This window comes from Streptomyces sp. NRRL S-378 (genome assembly GCF_000720645.1).
In the GTDB taxonomy this organism is placed as follows: domain Bacteria; phylum Actinomycetota; class Actinomycetes; order Streptomycetales; family Streptomycetaceae; genus Streptomyces.
On record NZ_JOBX01000088.1, the window covers coordinates 1 to 21,311 of the forward strand.

Below are 21,311 nucleotides of genomic sequence, written 5' to 3' on the forward strand. Positions count from 1 at the left end.
ACACTTCTCTATTCGTCGGCAGCGTCAGATGTGTATAAGAGACAGGGGCGCAGGGGCGGCAGCCCGTCCTCCCCGTGGAGCGCGCGCACGACATGGCCCAGCTCCCGGCGCAGGGCGGCGAGGTCCGCGGTGCCCGCGAGCTCGTCCTCCAGCTGGTGCAGGACCCGGCCCGCGACGGAGAGGTGTTCCCGGGCGGCGCCGGTCAGGACCACCAGCCTGCGGCGGCCGCCCTCCGGGTGCGGCTCGCGGCGGACGTAGCCGCGCCGCTCCAGGTCGTCGACGATCTGCCCGGCGGCCTGTTTGGTCACCCCGAGCCGTTCGGCGAGCTCGGTGGCGGTGGCGCCGCCGCCCTGCAGGGCCTGGAAGGCCATGCCGTGCACGGGCCGCAGGTCGCCCTGCCCCACCTCGGCCAGGCGCCGGGTGAACTCCCCCAGCACCAGCTGGAAGCCCAGGCCGAGCAGGAAGGTCAGCTCGACGTCGGCGTAGTCGTCTCTCGTCACACAAATATGGTGACACGGCTGTGTCAAGGTGCTTTACTCATTGCGAGTAAAGCACCTTGACTCAGTCGTCGAAGAAATCGAGGCCCCGCCGTGCACGTGATCGCCGTTTCCCCCGAGAACGTCACCACCACCCCGAACGCCACCATGACCGCGCTCGCCACCCCCAGCCGCGGCAGCTCCGAGCTCAGTACCTGGCAGGTCGACATGCCCGAGGGCGCCACCGGCCCCGAGCACTCCGTCAGCCGCGAGCAGGTCTGGACCCTCACCGCCGGCTCCCTGGAGGTCACCTGCGACGGCCGCACCGAGAGGGTCGCCGCGGGCCGGACGCTGGTCCTGCCGGCGGACGTACCGCGCCGGATCCACGCCACCGAGACCTTCCGCGCCCACGTCACGATGCGCGCGGACGGTGTGGTGTCGGTGCCGGGCGAGGAGGCCCCCCGCGTGCTCCCGTGGGCCCGCTAGGCCCCGTGCGCACGGGTGACGGAACCGCCGCCGCCGGCTAGTCGGCGTCCCTGCCGTTGTCCTTGTCGCGGTCCTTGCGGTCGCGGTCCTCGCGCTCCTTGTTCTCCTGCTCCTCGCGCAGGGACTTCAGGAACTCCGGATTGTCGTCGGGAGCCACCCACTGGGTGCGCCCCCGGGGTCCGCGCCCGCCACCGCCGGCGGCCACCCGCTTCTTGCCCGCGAACAGCCACACCACCGGCCCCACGATGGAAAAGAGCAGGATGATGATCACCCACATCGCCTTGGGGAGGTGCTTGACCTCTTCCTCCGGCGTGTTCAGGCAGTCGATGAAGGCGTAGATGGTCAGCGCGATGATCAGCAGGAACGGCAGATAGCGCAGCACGGTGTGGGACCGACTCCCGGGCAGTGGCGGCGGACCCGCAAGGGGCCCCGGTGACCCTCCCAGCGTAGTTGGTGACGGATACTGACCCCTATGGCTTACGACGATCTCCGCTCGCTGCTCCGGGCTCTGGAGCGAGAGGGCGACCTCAAGCGCATCAAGGCCGAAGTCGACCCGTACCTGGAGGTCGGGGAGATCGTCGACAGAGTGAACAAGGCGGGCGGTCCCGCGCTGCTCTTCGAGAACGTCAAGGGCTCGGCGATGCCGCTGGCCATGAACGTCTTCGGCACCGACCGCCGCCTCCTGAAGGCCCTCGGCCTGAAGTCCTACGCCGAGATCAGCGAGAAGATCGGCGGCCTGCTCAAGCCCGAGCTGCCGCAGGGCTTCATCGGGGTCCGTGAGGCCTTCGGCAAGCTCGGCTCGATGGTCCACGTGCCGCCGAAGAAGGTGAAGGGCGACTCCGCGCCCGTCCAGGAGGTCGTCCTCACCGGCGACGACGTCGACCTGGACCTGCTGCCGGCCCTCTTCACCTGGCCCAAGGACGGCGGCTCCTTCTTCAACCTCGGCCTGACCCACACCAAGCACCCCGAGACGGGCGTGCGCAACCTCGGCCTCTACCGGCTGCAGCGCCACGACAAGCGCACCATCGGCATGCACTGGCAGATCCACAAGGACAGCCGCAACCACTACGCCGTCGCCGCGGCCAAGGGCGAGCGGCTGCCGGTCGCCATCGCCTTCGGCTGCCCGCCCGCCGTCACCTACGCGTCCACCGCGCCGCTGCCGGGCGACATCGACGAGTACCTCTTCGCCGGCTTCGTCGCCGGCAAGCGGATCGAGATGGTCGACTGCAAGACCGTTCCGCTGCAGGTCCCGGCCCACGCCGAGGTCGTCGTCGAGGGCTGGCTGGAGCCCGGGGAGATGCTCCCGGAGGGTCCCTTCGGCGACCACACCGGCTTCTACACCCCGCAGGAGCCCTTCCCGGCCCTGAAGATCGACTGCATCACGATGCGCAAGCGGCCGCTGCTGCAGTCGATCGTGGTGGGCCGCCCGCCGACCGAGGACGGCCCGCTGGGCCGCGCGACGGAGCGGTTCTTCCTGCCGCTGCTGAAGATCATCGTCCCGGACATCGTGGACTACCACCTGCCCGAGTCGGGCGGTTTCCACAACTGCGCGATCGTCTCGATCGACAAGAAGTACCCGAAGCACGCGCAGAAGGTCATGCACGCCATCTGGGGCGCCCACATGATGTCGCTGACCAAGCTGATCATCGTGGTCGACAAGGACTGCGACGTCCACGACCTGCACGAGGTGTCCTGGCGGGCCCTCGGCAATACGGACTACTCCCGCGACCTCACCGTCGTCGAGGGCCCGGTGGACCACCTCGACCACGCCTCCTACCAGCAGTTCTGGGGCGGCAAGGCGGGCATCGACGCGACGAAGAAGCTGCCCGAGGAGGGTTACACCCGCGACGGCGGCTGGCCCGACATGGTGGAGTCCGACCCCGCGACCGCGGCCCTCGTGGACCGCCGCTGGAAGGAGTACGGCCTGTGAGCCCCATCGCCGTCGAGGGCCCCGAACTGAACCTCGGCACCTCCGGGACGTACGTGCTCCTGGCGCGCCCGAAGATCGACCCGACCCAGCCCGGCGTGATCGTCGCGGCCCGTGAGGCCGGCGTGAGCCCGGAGGAGTTCGCCGGCCCCGGTGACGTCTGGACGCTGATGTACGACGCGGAGGGCGAGGGCGACGGCTTCGAACTGCCCGGCGCCCGGGACACGGAGGCGGACGCCTTCGCGGAGCAGCTCCAGCAGGCCCTGGCCGCGGCCGAGCCGTTCACCGTGGAGGCCGGAAACTTCCTGCGCCTGGACGCCCGGCCCGCCGGCGCCGACTGGAAGGTCACCGCGCACGTCACCCCGCCCGAGGGCGAGGAGGACGGGCCTGCCGCCCGGACGCTGGACCTCGGCGCGCTGCCGGCGGCGGAACTGCTGGCCGGACTCGAACGGTTCCGGAGGGACCTCGCATGATGACCACCGCCGATGGAGTGGTCGGACAGGGGCCCGCGCCGGAGGCCGCCAACAAGGTCAGGGCCTTCCTGCGGCTGGTGATGATCGAGCACTCGGTCTTCGCCCTGCCGTTCGCCTACATCGCGGCGCTGACCGCCATGTTCCAGCTCGACCGGACCGTGCACTGGGGCAGGCTGCTGCTCGTCACCGTGTGCATGGTGGGGCTGCGGACCTTCGCCATGGCCGCGAACAGGATCATCGACCGCGAGATCGACGCCCGCAATCCGCGGACCGCGGGGCGCGAGCTGGTCACCGGCGCGGTGTCGGTGCGTTCCGCCTGGACCGGCGCGGGGATCGCACTCGTGGTCTTCCTCGGCTCGGCGGCCCTGCTGAACCCGCTGTGCCTGGCGCTGGCGCCGGTCGCCGTCGTGCCGATGGTGGTCTACCCGTACGGCAAGCGGTTCACGGACTTCCCGCACGCCATCCTGGGCCTGGCCCAGGCGATGGGCCCCGTCGGGGCCTGGCTGGCGATCACCGGCGAGTGGTCCTGGGACGCGGTGATACTGGGCCTCGCGGTCGGCGTGTGGATCGGCGGCTTCGACCTGATCTTCGCCTGCCAGGACGTGGCCGCCGACCGTGCCGAGGGCGTCAAGTCCGTCCCGGCCCGCTTCGGCGTCCCGGCCGCCCTCTGGGGTGCGCGCGGCTCGCACGTCGTGACCACGGCCCTGCTGGTCTGGTACGCGCTGGCCACGGACGCCGGCCCGCTGTTCTGGGCCGGCCTGGCGATCGTCGTCGTCGCCTTCGTCTACGAGCACACCATCGTGACGCCGCACGACCTGTCCCGCCTGAACCGGGCCTTCTTCACGGTCAACGGCTTCATCGGCATCGCCCTCTTCGTGTGCGCGCTGGCCGACCTCGTGGCCCGCGGCCTGGGCCTGTAGCTCGCAGGAGTGTCAAGGACCGGGCCTACGCCCGGCGCGGGATCCCGCACCACCTGATCTTCGACCCGTACAGGGCGCACTGCGTGACCCTGTGGAACCCCGGCCCGGACGGTCACCGGGGCCGGGACACCATCCCGTACGGCGGCGAGGTCACCGTCGAGACCGGCATCGGCGGGCTCGTGATCGACACCTCGGGCCTGCCCGTGGATCCTTCCGTCGTCAGGCCGTGACGGCCGGGCGGGGGGCCGGGCGGCGGAAGTAGAGGGCCGTCACGACGCCGGCCACCAGGCCGCACAGGTGGCCCTGCCAGCTGACGCCCGAGTCCGTCGGGAGGATGCCGGAGACGACCGTGGTCCCCCAGACGGCCGCGACTCCGACGGCCACCGCGATGCCCAGCGCCTTGCGCTCGACGAAGCCCCGTACGAGCAGGTAGCCGAAGAGGCCGAAGACGATGCCGGAGGCACCCAGCGTCATGGTCCCGGACGGGGATATCAGCCAGGTGCCGAGGCCGTCGGCCAGCAGGATCAGGCCGGACACCGCGAGGAACCGGCGGATCCCGGACAGGGCGACGATGAAGCCGAGGACCAGCAGCGGGACGCTGTTGGAGGCGACGTGGTCGAAGCCGAAGTGGAGGAAGGCCGAGGTGACGACGCCGGTGAGGCTGTCCGGGTCGCGGGCGACGATCCCGTACTGGTCGAGGGCGTGGCCCGTGGCGTAGTCGACGGCCTCCAGCACCCACAGCAGGGCCACCCAGCCCAGCATCAGCTGGGCTGCCGTCCTGGTCCGCTCGGTCCGCGTCCGGCCGGTATCCACCGTCGTGCTCATCTTCGCCCCCTTCGTGGCTCCCCTGACGGGAACGTGCGGTCACCTTACTGAGTGCCCGCCGGGCGTGGCCGGATAGTCTCGGAGGTATGACAGAGCGCAATCGCACCCCGTGGGTGGTCGGGGTTTCCGGAGCGTCCGGGACGCCTTACGCGGCGGCGGTGCTCCGCGGGCTGCTCGCCGCGGGGGAGAGCGTCGACCTGGTCGTGAGCCGGGCCTCGCGCCTCACCCTGCTGGACGAGACCGGCATCGCCTTCCGTGACGCGCACTGGCGCGAGGACCTCGCGGAGTGGCTGGCACGCGGGGCCGACGGCAAGCCGGCGACCTTCGAGGGCCTGGCGGCCGGCGCGGACGTCCGGTACTGGGGTGCCGGGGACCTGGCGGCCGGCCCGAGCTCGGGCTCGTACCCGGTCAAGGGGATGCTGATCGTCCCGGCGTCCACGGCCTGTGTGGCGGGGGTGGCGCTCGGGCTGTCGAAGGACCTGCTCCAGCGCGTGGCGAGCGTGACGCTCAAGGAGCGGCGCCGGCTGGTGGTCGCGGTGCGGGAGACCCCGCTGAACGGGCAGACGCTGAAGCACCTGGTGGCGCTGGACGAGGCGGGCGCGGTCGTGCTGCCCGCCTCTCCGGCGTTCTACGCGGGTGCGACGCACATCCAGGACCTGGTGGATTTCGTCGCGGGGCGGGTGCTGGACGCGGCAGGGGTGCCGCACCGGCTGTACCGCCGTTGGGAGGGGGAGCTGGGAGGCTCCCGCGCTCCCCGGGACGCGAACGGTGGTGACGCGGCCGGTGACTAGGCCTTCTTGCGGCCCAGCGGCTTGCGGGCCTTGTCGACGCGGACGGCCGCGGCGGGCTGGTGGGCTCGGGATCGGTTGGCCAGCTCCTGGAGCTGTCGCATGTGTGCGTGCGCCATCTCGATCGTGAACACGGTGTACCACTCCTGAAGATCGTTATTGATCTGCTGAAAGAAATCGCAGGGTGTTGACCCTGTGTGCCTTAGATTCTATACCTAGACTTGCAGTATCGCCGAATAATGGAAGGCTCCACGTAATGGACACGGTGGACAGGCAGCTCATCCAGGCACTTCGGGAGAACGGCCGCGCCTCGTACGCGGAGCTGGGCCGTCTCGTGGGCCTCTCCGGCCCCAGCGTCACCGACCGCATCAACCGCCTGGAGACGGCCGGTGTCATCACCGGCTACCGCGCGACGGTCGACTCCGCCTCGCTCGGCCTCGGCGTCACCGCGCTGATCGGCATCTCCCTCTCCGACGCCGCCGACCACGAGGACGTGGCCCGGCGACTGCGCGACCTCGCGGAGATCGAGGACTGCTGGTTCATCGCCGGCGACGACTCGTACATGCTCAAGGTGCGTGCCAGCGACGTGGACGGCCTGGAGAAGATCATTCGCAAGCTCTCCGGCACCAAGGGCGTTTCGCGCACCCGCACCACCATCGTGCTCTCCACGAAGTGGGAGAACCGGGTCGGGGAGCTGCCCGAGGAAGCCTGAGAGTACGGTTGGTCAGGGTTTGCAGGACAGGCAAGAGGCATCTAGAGGAGGCGACCGGTACATGGACGCTGGGCTCAAGCGTGAGCTGGAGGAGAAGGTCCGCTCCGGCGAGCGGCTGACCCGTGAGGACGGCATCGCCCTCTACGAGTCGGACGACCTGGCCTGGCTCGGTGGCCTCGCCCACGAGGTGCGCACGCGCAAGAACGGTGACGTCGTCCACTTCAACGTCAACCGCCACCTCAACATGACGAACGTGTGCACCGCGTCGTGCGCGTACTGCTCGTTCCAGCGCAAGCCGGGCGAGAAGGACGCGTACACGATGCGCATCGAGGAGGCCGTGCGCCTGGCCAAGGCCATGGAGACGGAGAACCTCACCGAGCTGCACATCGTCAACGGCCTGCACCCGAACCTGCCGTGGCGCTACTACCCCCGCTCGCTCTCCGAGCTGAAGAAGGCGCTGCCGAACGTCTCGCTGAAGGCGTTCACGGCGACCGAGATCCACCACTTCGAGACGATCTCCGGGATGTCCGCCTCGGACATCCTGGACGAGCTGATCGAGGCCGGCCTGGAGTCGCTCACCGGCGGCGGCGCGGAGATCTTCGACTGGGAGGTCCGCCAGCACATCGTCGACCACCGCACCCACTGGGAGGACTGGTCGCGCATCCACCGTCTCGCGCACGCGAAGGGTCTCAAGACCCCCTCGACGATGCTGTACGGGCACATCGAGGAGCCGCGCCACCGCGTGGACCACGTGCTGCGGCTGCGCGAGCTCCAGGACGAGACCGGCGGCTTCCAGGTCTTCATCCCGCTGCGTTACCAGCACGACTTCGTGGACATGCAGGACGGCAAGGTGCGCAACAAGCTCCAGGCGCGCACGACGATGGCCACCGGCGCCGAGGCCCTGAAGACCTTCGCCGTCTCGCGACTGCTCTTCGACAACGTGCCGCACGTCAAGGTCTTCTGGGTGATGCACGGCGTGCAGACCGCCCAGCTCGCGCTCCAGCACGGTGCGGACGACATGGACGGCTCGGTCGTCGAGTACAAGATCACGCACGATGCGGACAACTACGGCACCCCGAACAAGCTGGGCCGCGAGGACCTGCTGGAGCTGATCCGTGAGGCCGGCTTCCGGCCGGTCGAGCGCAACACGCGCTACGAGATCATCCGCGAGTACCCGGGTCCGGACGCGGACCTGCGCGAGACCCCGCAGGCGATGCGCGTCTGACCGCGCCGGACCTTCTCCCGGTACGTCGACCCCGGCCCCTGGGCCGGGGTTCGGCTTTTTCTGGACGGGCCGATCGAGTAATAAGTAAACTCCACCAATGACCCTTACGTTCACCCTGGATCCGATCGTCGGACCCTCCCTGTGCGGGGGAATCCTGGAGCTCTGGACCGACGTCTCCAACGCGGGCGGCGCCGTGGGCTTCGTACCCCCGGTCACCCACGACGACGTGCGCCCCTCGCTCGGCAAGCACCTCGCCGGCATCGCCGACGGCAGCTGCCGGCTCCTCGTCGGGCACGACGAGGACGACGCGGTCGCCGCCACCGCCTTCCTCACCCACAACACCCATCGGCTCCAGCGGCACTGGCTCTGGGCCTACACGGTGATGGTCCACCCCCGCCACCAGGGCAAGGGGTACGGGCGCGACCTCATGGCGGCGACCGAGGCGGCCGCCCGCTCCATCGAGGGCATCGACGCCGTCCGCCTCACCTGCCGCGGGGGCCTCGGCCTGGAGCACTTCTACTCCTCCTGCGGCTACAAGGAGGTCGGCCGCGTCCCCGGCGCCATCCGGGTGGCCCCCGGCGACGACCGCGACGACATCGTGATGCTGCTGCCGCTCCACTGACGGGCCGCCTCCGCGCCCGTACGGCCGCTGCCCGCGGGGCCGACCGCCTCCGCGCCCGTACGGCCGCCGCCCGCGGGGCCGACCGCCTCCGCGCCCGTACGGCCGCTGCACCCGGTCCGGCGCGGGTGGCCTCCGCCGCGCCCGGCGGGGGCGGCCTCCGCACCCCGGCGGGCCGCGGGCGGGTCCCGGCGTGCTTCACTGGACGGGCACCGTGCGCCGCACGACCTGACGACCACGACGAGAGAGAAGGGGTCACCGTGTCCCTCAAGCCGAGCGCAACGATCCGATACACCGCGATGCGCCTGGGCATCTTCGTCGGCTGCCTCGCCGTCGTCGCCGTCCTCGTCCACTTCGGCCTGGTCCCCGCCGGACTCGGCGACGCCAACGGCGCCTGGGTCGTGCTGCTCGCCCTCGTGCTCTCCGCCCCGCTCTCCTTCGTCCTCCTGCGCAAGCAGCGCGACGAGATGTCCGCGCAGATCTCCGGGCGCGTCGCGGGTGCGAAGCAGAAGCTCGCCGACAACCGCAGCCAGGAGGACGACGCGGACGACGCGGCGCGCGTCGGCTCGTAACGGCACAGTTGGCTTCATCACACATCGAACCGCCCCAGCACCGGGTATACCGCCCGTAACGCTGGGGCGGTGGTGTTTTCCCGGCCCGCGCAAGAGGGCCCAGCAGGCCGCTGTCTCAAAGCACCCCTTTGAGATTCTCAAAGGAGAAGTGTTAGCGTGTTCAACATGTTGACCACAGCTGCGCACCCGATGACCACGAGCGTCCCGCTCGTGATGCGCCTGCACGTCGACCTCTGCCGCCGCGCGTCCGCGGCCTGTTGCTGTTGAGCTGAATCGATACAGCAGCGGTCCCGGCCGGCCCTTCCTGGCTGCTGCCGCACCGCAACACCATGCAGAACCACCCCCCTCACTACGTGCGCCACCCCCGGAGAGTGTCCGTGTCCGCGACCCCACAGGCCCCTGCCAAGGCCTCGTTCAAGTTCCCCTTCTGGGCCCAGATCGTCGCCGGTCTGGCCCTCGGAGTCCTCTTCGGCTGGATAGCCCGCAGCCAGGACGTCAGCTGGCTCGCCACCACCCTGGAGAAGACCGGCGACATCTTCGTCCAGCTGCTGAAGCTGGCCATCGCCCCGCTCGTCTTCTTCGCGATCCTGGTGTCGATCACCAACCTCCGGAAGGTGAACAACGCGGCACGCCTCGCCTCCCGCACCCTCCTCTGGTTCATGATCACCTCGCTGATCGCGGTCGGCATCGGCATCGGCATCGGTCTGCTGACCGACCCCGGCGCGGGCACCGGCCTCACCGCCGCCGACGGCAAGGACCCGAAGAAGACCGGCTCCTGGATCGACTTCCTGACCGGCATCGTGCCCACCGACATCGTCACGCCGTTCACCGAGCTGAAGGTCCTTCAGATCGTCTTCCTGGCGGTCGTCGCCGGCATCGCCGCCCTCCAGCTCGGCGCCAAGGCCAAGCCGGTCCTCGACCTCGCCGAGTCCGCCCTGGAACTCCTCCAGAAGGCCCTGTGGTGGGTCATCCGCCTCGCCCCGATCGGCACCATCGGCCTCATCGGCACCGCGATCGCCACGTACGGCTGGGACCTGATCGGCAAGTACGCCACCTTCACCGCCGACGTCTACATCGGCTGCGCCCTGGTGCTGTTCGGCGTCTACCCGCTGCTCCTCGCGACGGTCGCCAAGGTCAACCCGATCCAGTTCTTCAAGGGCGCCTGGCCCGCCATCCAGCTGGCCTTCGTCTCCCGCTCCTCCGTCGGCACCATGCCGGTCACCCAGAAGGTCACCGAACGCCTCGGCGTCCCGAAGGAGTACGCCTCCTTCGCCGTCCCGTTCGGCGCCACCACCAAGATGGACGGCTGCGCCGCGATCTACCCGGCGCTCGCCGCGATCTTCATCGCGCAGATCTTCGACGTGCAGCTGGGCATCAAGGAGTACCTGCTCATCGTCTTCGTCTCGGTCATCGGCTCCGCCGCGACCGCCGGCCTGACGGGCGCCACCGTCATGCTGACGCTGACCCTCTCCACCCTGGGCCTCCCGCTCGCCGGCGTCGGCCTGCTGATGGCCATCGACCCCATCCTGGACATGATGCGTACGGCCACGAACGTCGCAGGTCAGGCGCTGGTGCCGGTCATCGTCTCGGCCCGCGAGGGCATCCTGGACAAGGACGCCTACGCGAACGCCTCGGCCTCCCCGCTGGACGAGCCCGCCGCGGCCCCGGCCGTCGTCGACTCCGTGCCGCAGCCGGCCGCCGCGACCGCCTGACCCGTCCGCCCGCAGCACGCGCCGCAGCCCCCGCCCCCGTCCGGGCGGGGGCTGTGGCCCGTCCGCCGGTTGGCGGGGGTGTCAGACCGTGGTGGCGCGGACGTGGGCGAGCGTCGCGAGCAGGACGGGGGCGGCGAACCACCAGCGGGTCACCGTGCGGCGGTAGAGCGGGGTGATGGTGATCAGCAGGCCCAGCAGGCACAGGAACACCGAGAAGCCGCCCATGAAGCGGGCGTCCTCGCGCAGCCGGTCGTAGGGCGAGTCGGGGCGCACGGCCAGGGCGAGGCAGCAGGCGTACACCGCGGGGACGTACAGCGCGACGAGCGGGACGGCGAGCACCAGGCGCAGGCAACCGCGGTCCTCGGGCAGGTCGACGTCCTCCCGGGGGAGCCTCAGCCGAGCGTCTCGATACGAACCCACGCGATCACCGCCAGCACGAGCGGCGGCGCGAACCACCAAGGGCCCAGCGCCCTGCGGACGGGCGGGAGGATCGTGATCACGACCCCGAGCAGGCTCAGGCACAGCGCGAGGAAGACGGCCGCCGCCGTGCCCTCGTACCCCTGGTGGTCCCATGCTGCCTGCGGGCCGTGGAACACGGCGGCGTAGACGAGGACGGCGTTCAGGGCGTGCACGAGGGCGAGGGGCAGCCCGAACACCCAGGGCACCCATCGGCGGTCCCCGGGCGGGGCGGTGGTCCCGTGGCCGTCTGTCATCGCATCGCGTCCTTCACCTTGCCGAGAGCGTCGCCGAGTTCATCGCCGTAGTCCTGGGCCCTGCCCGACTGCCGGTACGGGCCGCCGTCGTAGCGGGCGGTGACCTCCCGCATCCGGGCGTCGGCCGGCTGTCCCGACGGCACGTCGCCGTACCCCGTCCCGGCCGTGATCTGGGCCGGGCAGCCCGCGGCGATGAACGCATTCTGCATGGGGTCCTGGAGCGACTCCTCCACCAGGGCCCGTTGGGCGTCCGTGAGCTGCGCCGGGTCGTCGCCGAGCACCTCGGCGCCCCCGCGCAGCTGGGTCGCGGCACAGTTGACGACCGTCCATCGGGAGACGCGGGGCGGGAAGGCGCGGTTCCGTCAGGCGCCGGACGCGTGGGCGACGAACCCGGCCCATGCGCGCGGGCCGAAGGCCAGGTGGGCGCGCTGGATGTCCTTGGAGTCGCGGACCAGGACCGCGCCGGGGGTGGCGGCCACTTCGACGCAGTCGTTGATGTTGCTGCTGTCGCTGTAGCTGCTCTTGAACCACTCCAGCGCCGGATTGTGGATCATGTCTCTCCCAGCAGTTTCTCGACGAATGCCCGTGACTCCCGGGGCGAGAGAGCCTGGGCCCGGATCATGCCATATTGCAGATCAAGGATTCGGAGCTGCTTCGGGTCGGAGACCGGGCGGCCGTTGAAGATGCCCTCACCGCGTCCAACCGCCGAACCGTCTGCGAACTTCAGCACTTGGATCAGGCCCTCCATTCCGGCGTGATCGTCACAGTTGGTCGGCATCACCTGGATCGTGACGTTCCGCAACTGCCCCAACTCCAAAAGCCGTTCGAGTTGAGCGCGCCGAACCATTGTGCCCCCGATGGTGCGCCGAAGCGTCACCTCTTCTTGGACGAAACTGAGGGCCGGCCCTGGCGATCGGTCGAAGATCGCCTGACGGGCCAGTCGTGCTGCCACGCCCCGCTCGACCTCCTCCGGCGACTGCGGGGGCTGTGCCATCTCGAACAGGGCGCGGGCGTACTCCTCGGTCTGTAACAAGCCGTGGATGTTGTGGTTGCCGTACGAGCCGATCTCGACGGCCCTCGCCTCCAGCTTCGCCAGGTCCCGCACCTTCTTCGGGTAGCGGACCTGCTCCAGGTCCGCCTTCATCGCGGAGATCCGCCCCCCGGCGTCCAGGACCTCGTCCGCCCTGTCCAGGTACTCGGGGCGGGGGATCCGTTTGCCCGACTCGACCTTGCGGACCTGGTCCTCCCCGTACTGGATGGCCGCCCCGAAGTCCGCGGGCCGCAGGCCGGCCGTCTCGCGCCATGCCCTGAGCTGGCGGCCCAGCGCGGCCACCACCGCCGCGCCCTGTTCGTCCTCCGGATCGACGTCCCAGCCGGGCTCTTCCGTACCGTCACTGTCCACGCCCATGCGCGCCCACCTCCGACGAGCCGATGTACGCAACGCCTCGTACCCGTCGGGTCGGTCCGGACAGTCGGGACGGGGCCGGACAAGCCCCGGACAAAGCCGGGACGCACGGGCGGTGCCGCTTCTCACGGTACGCACGCACGGACACGCTGAGTGACGTGATTCCTCAACTCGTCGATTTCCAGGTCCAGCTGTCCGCGACCCCGCGCGCCGCCCGTCTCGCCCGTCTCCTGACGGTCGAGCAACTGCGCGGCTGGGGGCTGCCCCTGATCGAACCCGCGCACGTCGTGGCGGAGCTCGCCGCCAACGCCGTGACCCATGGGCGCGTGCCCGGCCGGGACTTCCGGCTCGCCCTCACGGCGACCCCGGAGGTGCTGCTGATCGAGGTGACGGACGCGCGCGGCGACCGGATCCCGCGGATCCGCGACGCGGGGCGCGGGCTGGTCATCGTGGAAGCGCTGGCGGACCGTTGGGGCGTCAGGGAAGGGCCGCTGCCCGGCAAGGTGGTGTGGGCGGAGGTGCCCCTGACGGCCGGGTCACGGGGGTCCGCGACCCGGCGTGCTTAGACGCATAAAGACCCAAAGAACCGGGGGAAAGAACCAACCCACCAACCAAACCCGGCCCCCGTCGCTCGGTCGGGTGAAAGGTGTCAACTGAGCTGGATTTCGGGTGGGTTGGCGGGCATATGCTCGCCGCGACAACTCCAGACATGAGACGGCCCCCGGTGGGACTGGCATCCCGGCCGAGGGCCTGACCAACAAGGAAGTAGCACCGCTTCCCAATGGCTCCACAGCACCCTAGCGCGCCCTCGCGCGCCACGTCCCGAGTTCCCTCCGGCACCGCCCGATCCGGTGTCATCCACGTCAACACGTGGCACGCGAGTCACTACACCGTGGTCGGCAACCACCTCCTCCAGCACCGGGAGCTGTCCGCGACGGCGATCGGCGTCGCGGCGTACATCCAGTCGCTGCCGGGCGGCGCCCCCGTCGGCATCAAGGCCCTCGCCGGCCGTTTCCCGGAGGGGGAGGTGCGGATTGCATCCGCCCTGCGGGAGCTGGAGAGGCACGGCTACCTGGAGCGGCGGCGCGAGCGGCTGGAGGGCGGGCGGGTGGTGACCCGCACGTACTCGTACAACAAGCCGGGCTCCGCCTCGGGCGAACCACCCCCGCCTCCGCCCCCGCCACCGGGCGAGGAACCCGTACCGGATCCGGAGCCGGATCCGGACCCGCATCCGGACCCGCATCCGGACCCGGATCCGGAGCCGGAGGTCGCGACGGCCCCCGAAGCGCAGGCGCTGCACCCCGGGGCCGTCGAGCTGCTCGCCGGACTGCGGCGGCGCGACCCGCGGCTGCTGCTGGCCGAACGCGACGTACGACGGCTCGCACCGCACGTCTCGACCTGGCTGGAGCGCGGCGTGGACCCCGAGGCCGTCGCGCGGGTCCTGTCGGCGGGCCTGCCCGAGGACCTGCGGCGCCCCGCATCCGTCCTCGCGTACCGGCTCACCGCCCTGCTCCCGCCGCACCTGCCGCCCGCTCCAGCGGCCCCGGAGGCCCGGCCGCCCGCACGTCCGGACCCGCTCCAGAACTGCGACGGCTGCGACCGCGCCTTCCGCGCCCCGACCCCGGGCCGCTGCAGAAGCTGTCCACCGGTCGCGGCGTAAGGGCCTCCACGGCTGGATCTGCGGGCACCGGAAGGTCGCGGGCGCGTTCCTCTGGCGTCCACCGGAACGCAACGACCTAGGCTGCGACGATGGAACGCTTATCCGACCTGCCCGAGCCCGAGAACACCGCGAACGACTACGACGGCTTCGCCGAGGCGTACGCGGCGGAGAACGAGAACAGCCTCGTCAACGCCCACCACGAGCGGCCCGCAATGCTGGCCCTGGCCGGGGACGTGGCCGGCCGTCGGATCCTGGACGCCGGCTGCGGCTCGGGCCCCCTGGCCGCGGCACTGCGCGACCGCGGTGCCGTCGTCACCGGCGTGGACGTCAGCGCCGCGATGCTGGCCCTGGCCGGGCGGCGGCTCGGCGAGGGCGTGGCGTTGCACCGCGTCGACCTGCGGGACCGACTGCCTTTCGCGGACGGTGAGTTCGACGACGTGATCGCCTCGCTCGTCCTGCACTACCTGGAGGACTGGGGGCCGACACTGGCCGAGCTGCGACGCGTGCTCAGGCCCGGCGGTCGGCTGCTCGCCTCGGTGGACCACCCGTTCGTCGCCTACACCTTCCAGGATCCCCGGCCCGACTACTTCGCGACGACCGACTACGCCTTCGAGTGGGTGATCGGCGGGCAGTCCGCCCCGATGAGGTTCTGGCGCAAGCCGCTGCACGCGATGACCGACGCCTTCACCTCTGCCGGCTTCCGCATCTCCGTCATCGCAGAGCCCCGGCCGACCCGGCCGCCCGCGAGCTGTTCCCCGACGGCTTCCGGGACCTCACGCGCAGGCCCACGTTCCTCTTCTTCGTGGTCGAGGCCCTGCCGACGCCCACCAGTCCCCAGCCCGCCGGTCCAGCGTGACCTCGGCACCGGTCGGAGCGGACCGCCACATCACGCCGAGGAGGGGATCCTGGTTACCGACGGGGGCGGGGACAGCGGCTTCGGCTTCGCCGCCGTCGGCAGGCCCAAGTGGGCCCGCCCGTCCGGGGTGACACCGTGCCGGGTCGAGATCTGCTCGAACACTTCGGCGCTGGACCGCCACGGCCTGGACGTTCCGTCACAGTATCCGCGCACTGGCGCCGGTCAGTCCTCCAGGAGGTCCAGCTCGGCCTCGGTGAAGCCGTCCGCGCACGCGTCCTCGGTGGCCGTCATGGTGGTCATGTCCAGCAGTCCCGATTCGACGTGGCGGGCGTGGAGGGACCATCCCTGCTTCTTGTACTGGGCCATGACCATCGTGCCCTTGCCGACCGGCACCTCCTCGACGGGGCGGGACTCCTTCCAGCCGCGTTCCACGAGGCCGGCGAGGGCGGCGTGGAACCGGTTGCGGACCCCGGCGCGGTCCTGCGCGGAGCCCGGGCCGTTCGGTGACGACCAGCCGACCTCACAGGCCGCCATCCGCGCCTCCACCTCGTCCCGGGCCCGCTCCCTGTCGGTGGCCGGCGGGTCGGCAGGGTCGGGCGAGGCCGGAGGTGTCGGGGACAGGGGCGTCGTTTCTCCGGGAAGGCCGGCGGCCGCGGTGGCCGCAGCCAGGTCGGCCCGTACGGCCTCCTTGCCGAAGGCCGTCGGGGCGGGTGCGGCGGGTGCGGCGGGCGTCGCCGCGCCCGGCGGTACGGCGCTGCCGCCACCGCATCCGGCGACGAGTATCGCGCCGACGACGGCTGCCGCGGCCCGGGCCCAGCCGGGTCCGGTCAGGGTGGTGCGCATGTGGTGCCTGTTCCTCCGTGGTCGGTCGCAGGAGTCTCGCACGGCATCGCCGCAGCTCGCGGCGCAATATCGCCCTCTGCCCAACCAGCCCTGAGGTGCGGGCCCTGCGTGACGAGGGGGTGCTGGAGTTCCGGCGCGGGCGCGGGGTGACCGTGGCCCGCTGGCGCGGACCGCCGCTCCGATCTGCTGGAGCGCGTACGCGAGCTGGTGGCGGACGGGGCTCGCCCGGGCACGGGAAGGCCGGTTCATCGCGAGGGGCAGAGAGGTGCTGTGAACGGCGGCAGGGTGCGGGGATTGGCCGGCTGGGCGGTCGGCGGAGCCGCAGGCCCGACGGACCGGCCGGTGAGTGGCCCGCACGGCCCGCACGGCCCGCACGGCTCGCCCGGCTCGCCCGGCCCGCGCGGGCGGCGACCCCGCGGCGCCACCTGGCCGTCGGGGCGGCTCTCCGCAATTCCCTCGCGCGGTGCGGTGGCGGCGGTGGCGGCGTGGAGCGTCGGTGAAGAAGGGCTCCGGGGACTGGTCGGACGTGGTGGCGCCTCCGTAAATTACCGGCGGTAACACTCGTGGGAGCGGAGGAGGGTGCACCGTGGAAGCGGAGCCGAAGCTGGTGGAGCCCGTCCGGACGGTCGTCGACGGAGTGGTGCGCGAGGTGCGGGTGCCCGCGCTCGCCCCCGCCCCCGCGCACGGGTCCCTCGGGGACATCCCCTTCGACAACGCCGCGCAGGCCCCGCACGAGGCCGTGCTCGCCCGCAAGGACGCCGACGGGACCTGGCACGACGTCACGGCCGCCGAGTTCGCGGCCGAGGTCCTCGCCGTCGCCAAGGGCCTGATCGCCGAAGGACTGCGCGAGGGCGACCGGCTCGCCATCATGGCCCGTACCACCTACGAGTGGACCCTGCTCGACTTCGCCGGATGGGCGGCCGGGCTGGTCACCGTACCGATCTACCCCACCTCCTCCGCCCTCCAGGCGCGCTGGATCATCCAGGACTCCGGCGCCGTGGCCTGCGCCGTCGAGGACACCGCGCAGGCCCGCATCATCAGCGCCGAGCGGGCGAACCTGCCGTGGCTGGCACACCTGTGGGAGTTCGACACGGGCGCGATCGGCCGGCTGGTGAAGGCGGGGGAGCGCATCCCCGACGCCCTCGTGCACGCGCGGCGGGGCAACCGGACCCCCGATTCCGTCGCGACCCTCATCTACACCTCGGGCACCACCGGACAGCCCAAGGGCTGCGTCATCACCCACGCCAACTTCTTCGCCGAGGTGGACAACTCCATCGAGCTGCTGCACCCCGTCTTCAAGTCGGTCAGCAAGGACCCGGCCTCGACCCTGCTCTTCCTGCCCCTCAGCCACGTCTTCGGCCGGATGGTCGCGGTCGGCTGCCTGCGGGCCCGCGTCAAGCTCGGGCACGCGCCCAGCATCCGTACCGAGGACCTCCTCGCCGACCTCGCCGGCTTCCGCCCGACCTTCCTGCTGGCCATCCCGTACGTCCTGGAGAAGGTCTACAACACCGCCCGCGCCACCGCCGAGAAGATGGGCCGCGCCTCGTCCTTCGACCGGGCCGCCCGCATCGCGCGCAGGTTCGGCGAGAGCGTCGAGGGCAAGGCGCCCGGGCCGATGCTGCGCGCCGCACGGGCGCTCTACGACCCGCTCGTCTACCGGCGGATCCGGACCGCGCTCGGCGGGCGCGTCCGCTACATCCTGAGCGGCGGATCACCGCTGGGGCGCAGGCTCGCCGCCTTCTACACGGGCGCGGGCATCGAGGTCTTCGAGGGCTACGGGCTCACGGAGACGACCGGCGCCAGCACCGTGACCCCGCCGCTGCGGCCCCGGCTCGGCACGGTGGGCTGGCCGCTGCCGGGCACGGCGGTGCGCATCGCGCCGGACGGGGAGGTGCTGCTGGGCGGGCGGCACGTCTTCGCGGGCTACTGGAACAGCGGGCAGGCCCTCCCGTACGGCAGCTGGCTGGCCACCGGCGACATCGGGGAGCTCGACGCGGAGGGGTACCTCACCATCACGGGCCGCAAGAAGGACCTGATCATCACCTCCGGCGGCAAGAACGTGGCCCCGGCACCACTGGAGGACTGGCTGCGGGCGCACCCACTGGTCGGGCAGTGCATGGTGGTCGGCGACAACCGCCCGTACATCGCCGCGCTGATCACCCTGGAGCCGGACGGGCTGTGGCACTGGCGCCAGATGCACAAGAAGCAGAACGTGCCGATGCGGGAACTCGTGCGGGACGAGGAACTGCTCGCCGACCTGCAGCGGGCCGTCGACGAGGCGAACCAGCTTGTGTCGAGGGCCGAGTCGATCCGCCGGTTCGCCGTCCTGCCGGGCGACTTCACCGAGGCGCGCGGCCATCTGACCCCGTCGCTGAAGCTCAGGCGGGGCGCGATCGCGCGCGACTACGCCGACCGCATCGACGAGCTGTACCGGGGGCCGCGCGAGGGGTGAGGCTGCGGTCCGTCCGTGGTGCGGGCCGGGCGCGGGGGTGGTGCGGGTCGTCCGTTTGTCGATAATCCGCGACGGATCGAATGTCGATACGCTGGTGGACATGACAGCCATGGCACCCACCGGCATCGAACCGGACCTGTCCTTCCTCCTGGACCACACCAGTCACGTGCTGCGCACCCGGATGAGCGCGCAGCTCGCCGAGATCGGGCTCACCCCGCGCATGCACTGCGTGCTGGTGCACGCCTTGGAGGAGGAGCGCACCCAGGTGCAGCTCGCCGAGATCGGGGACATGGACAAGACCACGATGGTGGTCACTGTCGACGCGCTGGAGAAGGCCGGTCTGGCCGAGCGCCGGCCGTCCAGCACCGACCGGCGGGCGCGGATCATCGCGGTGACCGAGGCGGGGGTGAGGGCCGTGAAGCAGAGCCAGAAGATCGTCGACGGCGTTCACGCCGGTGCGCTGGACTCACTGCCCGCAGAGGAGCGCGAGGTGTTGCTGCGTGCGTTGAACCGGCTGGTGACCGGGCATCTGGAGACGCCGGTCGAGGGGCCGCGGCCGGCGCGGAGGGCGCGGCAGAAGGGGTGACGGCGCGACGACGTGGCACTCGGATCCGTAGAAGATAGTCTGCAACAAAACTATCTGCTACGGTCGTTCCTGTTGGCTCCCGACGACAGGAGAGACCGCCGTGTCCGTGCCCGTGCCCGTTTCCGCCACTTCCGCATCTGCAGCCACGCAGGCCCCCGCGGGGGCTCCTGAGGTCTCACCCGAGGTCGCGCCTGCCCGGGCGGTGACGTCGACGGCGGCGCCGGCCGTCGCCCCGGCAAGCTCCCGCTCCCGCCGGCTCGCCCTCGGCGTGCTGGCGACCGGGATGCTCATGACGGTCCTCGACGGCAGCATCGTCACCGTCGCCATGCCGGCCATCCAGAGCGACCTCGGCTTCACCCCGGCCGGGCTGAGCTGGGTCGTCAACGCCTACCTCATCGCCTTCGGCTCCCTGCTCCTGCTCGCAGGCCGCCTCGGCGACCTGATCGGCCGCAAGCGGATGTTCCTCGTCGGGACCGGCCTCTTCACCGCCGCCTCGCTCCTGGCGGGCGCCGCCGCGTCCCCCGGGGTCCTGATCGCCGCCCGCTTCCTCCAGGGCATCGGCAGCGCGATGGCCTCGGCCGTCAGTCTCGGCATCCTCGTCACGCTCTTCGCCGAGCCCCGCGAGCGGGCCAAGGCCATCGCGGTGTTCAGCTTCACCGGCGCGGCCGGCGCCTCGATCGGCCAGGTCCTCGGCGGCGTGCTCACCGACGCGCTCGCCTGGAACTGGATCTTCCTGATCAACCTGCCCATCGGCATCGCGGCCGTCCTCGTCGCCCTCCCCACCCTGCCCGGCGACCGCGGCCTCGGCCTGAAGGCCGGAGCGGACGCGCTCGGCGCCCTGCTCGTCACCTCCGGACTGATGCTCGGGATCTACACCGTCGTCGAGATCGACCAGTACGGAGCGGCCTCGGCCCACACCCTCGGCCTCGGCGCCCTCTCCCTCGCCCTGCTCGCCGGATTCCTCGTCCGCCAGGCCACCGCGCAGAGCCCGCTCATGCCCCTGCGGATCTTCCGCTCGCGCAGCGTCACCGGCGCCAACCTGGTCCAGATGCTGATGGTCGCCGCCCTCTTCTCCTTCCAGATCCTCGTCGCGCTCTACATGCAGAACGTGCTCGGCTACGGAGCGGCCCGGACCGGCCTCGCGATGCTCCCGGCCGCGGCCGTCATCGGCGTGGTCTCCCTGACCGTCTCGGCCCGTCTCAACGCCCGTTTCGGCGAACGCAGGGTCCTCCTGGCCGGGATCGTCCTCCTGATCGGCGTACTGGGCCTGCTGACCCGTATCCCCGGCAGTGCGGGGCAGGCGGACTACGTCACCGACCTGCTCCCCGTGATGCTCCTCGCCGCCGGCTTCGGCCTCGCCCTGCCCGCCCTGACCTCCCTGGGCATGTCCGGCGCGAAGGAGGAGGACGCGGGTCTGGCGTCCGGCCTCTTCAACACCACCCAGCAGATCGGCATGGCCCTCGGCGTCGCGGTCCTCTCCACCCTCGCCGCCTCCCGCACCGAGTCCCTCGCCACCGCCGGCCACCCCGCCTCGGAAGCCCTGACCGGCGGCTACCACCTGGCGTTCGCGGTCGGCGCGGCCCTCCTCGTCACCGCTCTCGCCGTCGCAGCCACCGTCCTGCGCCGCCCGTCCCGTACGCCCGCGCCCTGACACGGCGGCGGCCCGGCGGCTGCGCAGCAACACCCGCCCGGGACGCTCGGGCCCGCCCCGGGTGGCGGGCCGCATGGGGACGAGCGTGCCGGTGGCCGCGCGCTCCCGGGAGTCGCCGATCACGCCGGGCGCCACGCGCAGGGCTCCCACGGCGATGGCGGCCTTGAGCAGGGCGAGACGGTGGATGCTGGTCATGACGTACTCCTCGGGGCTGCGGGTGAGCGATGTCGCCGACCGGCCGCCGATCTGAACGGGCCGGATCTCGTACGACCATTGCGCCCCGCCACGCCCGCCCCGTCACGCCACTGCATCTCGGGTCTTGACGCCCCGAAGACGGGGGGTGTAGGCGAACCGCGGGGCGGGGGCGCGGAAGCGGCTGGAGCGGTGGCGTAGGGGCGGGATCCACCCGG

At 71.4% G+C, this 21,311-nt stretch carries 27 protein-coding genes and 1 pseudogene; 18 read left to right on the top strand and 10 right to left on the bottom strand.

From position 1 onward, the window contains the following. Positions 1 to 8: 8 nt before the first annotated feature. Positions 9 to 500: a MarR family winged helix-turn-helix transcriptional regulator gene (locus tag IH80_RS0135205; RefSeq protein ID WP_051810275.1), complete on the bottom strand. Its 492-nt coding sequence runs from the start codon at positions 498 to 500 to the stop codon at positions 9 to 11. A gap of 90 nt (positions 501 to 590) precedes the next feature. Between IH80_RS0135205 and IH80_RS0135210 the strand changes: the two genes are divergently transcribed. After that, complete coding sequence (locus tag IH80_RS0135210) at positions 591 to 962, top strand: cupin domain-containing protein (RefSeq protein WP_030965872.1); 372 nt, start codon at positions 591 to 593, stop codon at positions 960 to 962. A gap of 37 nt (positions 963 to 999) precedes the next feature. Here the strand turns inward: IH80_RS0135210 and IH80_RS0135215 are convergent, their stop codons facing one another. Further along, positions 1,000 to 1,344, bottom strand: a complete 345-nt coding sequence (locus IH80_RS0135215; protein WP_030965873.1) for a PLD nuclease N-terminal domain-containing protein — start codon at positions 1,342 to 1,344, stop codon at positions 1,000 to 1,002. 90 nt (positions 1,345 to 1,434) lie between these two features. Here IH80_RS0135215 and IH80_RS0135220 point away from each other — a divergent pair, with 90 nt between their 5' ends. From IH80_RS0135220 to IH80_RS46535, 4 genes are all read left to right on the top strand, one after another. Beyond that, entirely contained in the window at positions 1,435 to 2,892 is a 1,458-nt protein-coding gene (locus IH80_RS0135220; protein ID WP_030965874.1) for a menaquinone biosynthesis decarboxylase, read from the top strand. Then, positions 2,889 to 3,362 carry a hypothetical protein gene (locus tag IH80_RS0135225; protein WP_030965875.1) on the top strand — a complete coding sequence of 158 codons (474 nt, stop codon included), beginning with the start codon at positions 2,889 to 2,891 and terminating at the stop codon, positions 3,360 to 3,362. Before IH80_RS0135220 ends, IH80_RS0135225 begins: the two co-directional genes overlap by 4 nt. Beyond that, a complete protein-coding gene (gene mqnP, locus IH80_RS0135230) occupies positions 3,362 to 4,282 on the top strand; it encodes a menaquinone biosynthesis prenyltransferase MqnP (protein ID WP_386393675.1) in 921 nt (306 codons plus the stop codon). Before IH80_RS0135225 ends, mqnP begins: the two co-directional genes overlap by 1 nt. Before the next feature lie 83 nt (positions 4,283 to 4,365). Continuing rightward, positions 4,366 to 4,512 carry a hypothetical protein gene (locus IH80_RS46535; protein WP_234432486.1) on the top strand — a complete coding sequence of 49 codons (147 nt, stop codon included), beginning with the start codon at positions 4,366 to 4,368 and terminating at the stop codon, positions 4,510 to 4,512. On the opposite strand, the gene IH80_RS0135240 is transcribed toward IH80_RS46535, so the two are convergent. After that, positions 4,502 to 5,107, bottom strand: a complete 606-nt coding sequence (locus IH80_RS0135240) for a rhomboid family intramembrane serine protease (protein WP_030965878.1) — start codon at positions 5,105 to 5,107, stop codon at positions 4,502 to 4,504. The genes IH80_RS46535 and IH80_RS0135240 overlap by 11 nt on opposite strands. Positions 5,108 to 5,193: 86 nt before the next feature. Here IH80_RS0135240 and IH80_RS0135245 point away from each other — a divergent pair, with 86 nt between their 5' ends. Continuing rightward, on the top strand, positions 5,194 to 5,898 hold the full coding sequence (locus tag IH80_RS0135245) for a UbiX family flavin prenyltransferase (RefSeq protein ID WP_030965879.1): 705 nt from the start codon (positions 5,194 to 5,196) through the stop codon (positions 5,896 to 5,898). Here IH80_RS0135245 and IH80_RS47010 read toward each other — a convergent pair. Then, positions 5,895 to 6,029 carry a hypothetical protein gene (locus IH80_RS47010; RefSeq protein WP_257857992.1) on the bottom strand — a complete coding sequence of 45 codons (135 nt, stop codon included), beginning with the start codon at positions 6,027 to 6,029 and terminating at the stop codon, positions 5,895 to 5,897. The genes IH80_RS0135245 and IH80_RS47010 overlap by 4 nt on opposite strands. Before the next feature lie 122 nt (positions 6,030 to 6,151). Between IH80_RS47010 and IH80_RS0135255 the strand changes: the two genes are divergently transcribed. From IH80_RS0135255 to IH80_RS0135280, 5 genes are all read left to right on the top strand, one after another. Further along, a complete protein-coding gene (locus tag IH80_RS0135255) occupies positions 6,152 to 6,607 on the top strand; it encodes an Lrp/AsnC family transcriptional regulator (RefSeq protein ID WP_030026281.1) in 456 nt (151 codons plus the stop codon). A 61-nt stretch (positions 6,608 to 6,668) separates the two neighbouring features. Then, positions 6,669 to 7,832, top strand: coding sequence for an aminofutalosine synthase MqnE (gene mqnE, locus IH80_RS0135260; protein ID WP_030965880.1), 1,164 nt, complete (start codon positions 6,669 to 6,671; stop codon positions 7,830 to 7,832). A gap of 97 nt (positions 7,833 to 7,929) precedes the next feature. Further along, positions 7,930 to 8,454, top strand: coding sequence for a GNAT family N-acetyltransferase (locus IH80_RS0135265; RefSeq protein ID WP_030965881.1), 525 nt, complete (start codon positions 7,930 to 7,932; stop codon positions 8,452 to 8,454). A gap of 296 nt (positions 8,455 to 8,750) precedes the next feature. Then, complete coding sequence (locus tag IH80_RS0135270; RefSeq protein WP_051810277.1) at positions 8,751 to 9,023, top strand: DUF4229 domain-containing protein; 273 nt, start codon at positions 8,751 to 8,753, stop codon at positions 9,021 to 9,023. 371 nt (positions 9,024 to 9,394) lie between these two features. Further along, the gene (locus IH80_RS0135280; protein WP_030965884.1) at positions 9,395 to 10,735 is read left to right on the top strand and encodes a dicarboxylate/amino acid:cation symporter; all 1,341 of its coding nucleotides are present in this window, start codon (positions 9,395 to 9,397) and stop codon (positions 10,733 to 10,735) included. Between the two features lie 81 nt (positions 10,736 to 10,816). Here the strand turns inward: IH80_RS0135280 and IH80_RS0135285 are convergent, their stop codons facing one another. From IH80_RS0135285 to IH80_RS0135305, 5 genes are all read right to left on the bottom strand, one after another. Then, positions 10,817 to 11,155: a hypothetical protein gene (locus IH80_RS0135285; protein ID WP_158943776.1), complete on the bottom strand. Its 339-nt coding sequence runs from the start codon at positions 11,153 to 11,155 to the stop codon at positions 10,817 to 10,819. Beyond that, positions 11,128 to 11,448 (bottom strand): hypothetical protein, encoded by a 321-nt coding sequence (locus tag IH80_RS0135290; protein ID WP_030965886.1) that lies wholly within the window; start codon positions 11,446 to 11,448, stop codon positions 11,128 to 11,130. The genes IH80_RS0135285 and IH80_RS0135290 overlap by 28 nt, the downstream gene beginning before the upstream one ends. Beyond that, on the bottom strand, positions 11,445 to 11,729 hold the full coding sequence (locus tag IH80_RS0135295) for a hypothetical protein (RefSeq protein ID WP_030965887.1): 285 nt from the start codon (positions 11,727 to 11,729) through the stop codon (positions 11,445 to 11,447). The genes IH80_RS0135290 and IH80_RS0135295 overlap by 4 nt, the downstream gene beginning before the upstream one ends. An 81-nt stretch (positions 11,730 to 11,810) precedes the next feature. Further along, positions 11,811 to 12,002 (bottom strand): DUF397 domain-containing protein, encoded by a 192-nt coding sequence (locus IH80_RS0135300; RefSeq protein ID WP_030965889.1) that lies wholly within the window; start codon positions 12,000 to 12,002, stop codon positions 11,811 to 11,813. Next, the gene (locus IH80_RS0135305) at positions 11,999 to 12,856 is read right to left on the bottom strand and encodes a helix-turn-helix domain-containing protein (protein WP_030965890.1); all 858 of its coding nucleotides are present in this window, start codon (positions 12,854 to 12,856) and stop codon (positions 11,999 to 12,001) included. The genes IH80_RS0135300 and IH80_RS0135305 overlap by 4 nt, the downstream gene beginning before the upstream one ends. Before the next feature lie 155 nt (positions 12,857 to 13,011). On the opposite strand from IH80_RS0135305, the gene IH80_RS0135310 reads away from it, so the two are divergent. The 3 genes and pseudogenes from IH80_RS0135310 to IH80_RS43100 all read left to right on the top strand — a co-directional run bounded on the left by IH80_RS0135310 (position 13,012) and on the right by IH80_RS43100 (position 15,369). After that, a complete protein-coding gene (locus tag IH80_RS0135310; RefSeq protein ID WP_234432487.1) occupies positions 13,012 to 13,419 on the top strand; it encodes an ATP-binding protein in 408 nt (135 codons plus the stop codon). 326 nt (positions 13,420 to 13,745) lie between these two features. Beyond that, positions 13,746 to 14,513, top strand: a complete 768-nt coding sequence (locus IH80_RS0135315; protein WP_234432488.1) for a helix-turn-helix domain-containing protein — start codon at positions 13,746 to 13,748, stop codon at positions 14,511 to 14,513. A gap of 89 nt (positions 14,514 to 14,602) precedes the next feature. After that, a pseudogene (locus IH80_RS43100) lies at positions 14,603 to 15,369 on the top strand (class I SAM-dependent methyltransferase). Between the two features lie 222 nt (positions 15,370 to 15,591). Here IH80_RS43100 and IH80_RS0135330 read toward each other — a convergent pair. After that, positions 15,592 to 16,212: a hypothetical protein gene (locus tag IH80_RS0135330; RefSeq protein WP_030965895.1), complete on the bottom strand. Its 621-nt coding sequence runs from the start codon at positions 16,210 to 16,212 to the stop codon at positions 15,592 to 15,594. A gap of 586 nt (positions 16,213 to 16,798) precedes the next feature. Here IH80_RS0135330 and IH80_RS0135335 point away from each other — a divergent pair. The 4 genes from IH80_RS0135335 to IH80_RS45110 all read left to right on the top strand — a co-directional run bounded on the left by IH80_RS0135335 (position 16,799) and on the right by IH80_RS45110 (position 21,151). Beyond that, the gene (locus IH80_RS0135335) at positions 16,799 to 18,664 is read left to right on the top strand and encodes an AMP-dependent synthetase/ligase (protein WP_030965896.1); all 1,866 of its coding nucleotides are present in this window, start codon (positions 16,799 to 16,801) and stop codon (positions 18,662 to 18,664) included. A gap of 100 nt (positions 18,665 to 18,764) precedes the next feature. After that, positions 18,765 to 19,250: a MarR family winged helix-turn-helix transcriptional regulator gene (locus IH80_RS0135340; protein ID WP_030965897.1), complete on the top strand. Its 486-nt coding sequence runs from the start codon at positions 18,765 to 18,767 to the stop codon at positions 19,248 to 19,250. A 202-nt stretch (positions 19,251 to 19,452) separates the two neighbouring features. After that, complete coding sequence (locus tag IH80_RS0135345) at positions 19,453 to 20,901, top strand: MFS transporter (RefSeq protein WP_037882031.1); 1,449 nt, start codon at positions 19,453 to 19,455, stop codon at positions 20,899 to 20,901. Positions 20,902 to 20,974: 73 nt separating this feature from the next. Then, on the top strand, positions 20,975 to 21,151 hold the full coding sequence (locus IH80_RS45110) for a hypothetical protein (RefSeq protein ID WP_158943778.1): 177 nt from the start codon (positions 20,975 to 20,977) through the stop codon (positions 21,149 to 21,151). Positions 21,152 to 21,311 lie beyond the last annotated feature (160 nt).